This window comes from Rhizobium sp. CCGE 510 (assembly GCF_000292525.1).
GTDB lineage: Bacteria > Pseudomonadota > Alphaproteobacteria > Rhizobiales > Rhizobiaceae > Rhizobium.
Map to the genome: position 1 here is coordinate 1 of NZ_AEYF01000086.1, position 2,593 is coordinate 2,593.

Here is a 2,593-nt window from a genome sequence, read left to right on the forward strand (position 1 = left end):
TGGCGGGAAGCATGTGAGGCAATGGGCGAACAGCACGCCGCGATCACGCTTGCCGCGATCTACCAGCGGGCTGGCCAGATCAACAATGCGGGTGGCTATTTGCGGAGCTTGAGCGATCGAGCCAAAGACGGGAAGTTTTCGACCTGGCCGATGATCATGGCCTTGCTCCGGGCAAAGCTCGACGCGCAGAAACCTACTGCCGGTGAGCGCGAAGCGAGGGGTGGGACTGAAGACGGAGAACGCTTACAGGTCTCAAGCAAGCTGTTGGCAACCCTGCAGAGGCCGCAGCCGCGATGACGGCCGTGCCTTTATTCGACGAGCGGAACCTCTGTATCGCTGGCACCAGCAAGCAATCCCATTCGCAAGGCGCGATCGATGAGGTTCTTCACGGAGGATGGCGACCATTTCGAGCCGCCGCGGGGAGTGCGCTCGTGAAGCCGTTCGAGTTGGGCAGCGATTTCGCGCAGCGTCAGATCCGGGTTCGAAGAGTGGATGCCTGCGACAAGCGTCATCAATCGGTCCTCGGGAAGCCGGGGCGGGGACTTCCGAAGCAAGGCCGCGTCGGCCATTCGCTCGGCGACCATCCACTTGACGGCGCGGCGAAGGCGCTCCGGGGTCCAGTCGAACCCGCGCTGCTTCAGTACGCGAGCGACGTCATCCCAGGTATGCTCGGGCCTCATGCGCCGGACGGTCGGAAGCCATTGGTTAGCAGATGCCTGGATACGGTCGCCGTAGGCCGCTTTCTGCGCCGCGGTCATTTTGGCCAGTGCGTCGGGGCGTTTTTCCCTGATCCCTGGGTTGCCGGGCAGCCTGCCCTTTGCTTTGGCCGCCGTGATGCCCGCCTTGGTTCGTTCAGAAATCAAAGCGCGTTCGAGCTGCGCAACGGCGCCGAGGACTTGAAGCGAAAACATTCCCTGCGGCGTCGTCGTGTCGATCGGGTCGCGCAGCGAGCGGAAATGCGCATTCTTGAGTGTCAGATCCTCGATTACCTCGAGCAAATGGCTGACGGATCGGGCAAGACGATCAAGCCTCACCACCACAAGGGTGTCGCCGGCGTCGATCTCCCGAAGCAGCTTGGCAAGCGCAGGACGTGTACGTGATGCGCCTGAACCGTGCTCCTGGATAATGAGGTCACAGCCGGCCGAGCGGAGTTCGATTTCCTGGGCCTCCGTCGCCTGTTCGTCCGTCGAGACGCGCGCGTAGCCGATCTGTCGGCTCTGAGGGCGACGAGAAGAACGATTTAGAGCGTCACGAGTCATTTTGGAGCGCTTTTCAGATCTAGCGGGCCGGGTTTTTCCAAATGCAGAAGATACGGATAACCGATCGTTTGTAAACGTCTCTTGAAGTATGTTCTGGGTCGCTCTGGCATGAAAATTCGCTGAAAACAGCAGTTTTCGGCGCTGCGACGCCCGCCGGCGGTTTCGCTGTACCAGTCCGGAGAGCTGCTCCTTTCTTTATAAAAGTGGTCCAGAAAAATTATCATCTACGATTGAAGCTAATGCTATGATAGCTTCAAGATCTAACAATTTACGACGAAATAACAATGGCATATGAAATAGGTGATTTGCCTCTAGCGACCCTTTTTCCGGCGGTCGCTCACGCCGAGGATCAACTGGCGCGCCTCGATGAGATTGTGCGGCGAAGTCCAGTCGGGCCGGGATTCATCGAGCGGGCGCACTTCCATGAAGCAGCTGCAAGCATGTGGATAGCCGGCGAGCTCGTGCACATCGAAGATCTGGTTCTTCACGACGCTGAGCGGGATGTTCGGGCTCCCACACACGACATCACCATCGCGCATGCTATCCTTCGGACACGGCGGCGTATAGCCGGCGCGGAGGCGGATTGGGCGACGAGCCAATCAGGGATCGAGAACCTGATTGGTCGGTCATCTGCGGCGGCCGATGGGAAGGTGACGGGGGAGGGGACGCGGGCGCCGTTCGCAGAGGTCGCGTTGAATGAGGACCATGATGGCTTCGCCGTGGAACTGGCGGAAATCGATGCGCTTCTTGTCCGTTCGGCCCGCACGCTCGAAGCCGCGGGGAAGGACCAGGAAAAGGCAGGTTCTTTGACCGTCGGCGAACTGATCATTCGGGATCCGGATTGGGACGAAGGCGGCCGGCTTTCGGAGTGGAAAACCGTGATGCAGCAGGTGGCGGCGATGCCGCCGACGCTCGGCGCGGCGATCCTGTGGGAGGCTTGGGAGACGCTGGAACCGCTGCAACGGCAACATTGGCTCGGCGCGCAGCTGGTGAGTTCCTATCTCCGCGCGCGCGGCAAGGTCGTGTCGCACCTGTTTGGCCTCAATTTCGGCCTGAAGGCTGTTCCGCGCGAGCGTCGCCGATCTCGGGACCGGACGTGGCGACTGGTCGCCACGCTGGAGGCCATGACGGAAGGAGCGGCATTGGGGATGAAAGAAATCATTCGTCTAGGCCAAGCCCGGGACCGGCTGGAGCGCAAGCTCCAAGGAAAGCGGTCGTCAAGCAGCCTTCCCGGTGTCGTGGATTTGCTTTTGACCCGGCCGATCGTCTCCTCATCGATGATCACCAAGGAGTTGAGGGTGAGCCATCGCGCGGCGCTCGATCTGATCGCCGAA

3 protein-coding genes are annotated in these 2,593 nt (G+C 60.7%); 2 read left to right on the forward strand and 1 reads right to left on the reverse strand.

Translation table 11 applies throughout. The annotated features are described in order from the left end of the window. Positions 1–297: replication initiation protein RepC (gene repC, locus RCCGE510_RS32475; RefSeq protein WP_007637785.1), on the forward strand; the 297-nt coding region annotated here is incomplete at its 5' end. Positions 298–308: 11 nt separating this feature from the next. Here the strand turns inward: repC and RCCGE510_RS32480 are convergent. Further along, positions 309–1,259 carry a recombinase family protein gene (locus tag RCCGE510_RS32480; RefSeq protein ID WP_007637787.1) on the reverse strand — a complete coding sequence of 317 codons (951 nt, stop codon included), beginning with the start codon at positions 1,257–1,259 and terminating at the stop codon, positions 309–311. A gap of 284 nt (positions 1,260–1,543) precedes the next feature. On the opposite strand from RCCGE510_RS32480, the gene RCCGE510_RS32485 reads away from it, so the two are divergent. Further along, positions 1,544–2,593: RHE_PE00001 family protein (locus RCCGE510_RS32485; RefSeq protein ID WP_037080867.1), on the forward strand; the 1,050-nt coding region annotated here is incomplete at its 3' end.

What these genes read in the sequence shown, in the direction of transcription:
- RCCGE510_RS32480 (WP_007637787.1), bottom strand. Translation starts at nt 1,259, where the DNA reads ATGACTCGTGACGCTCTAAATCGTTCTTCTCGTCGCCCTCAGAGCCGA.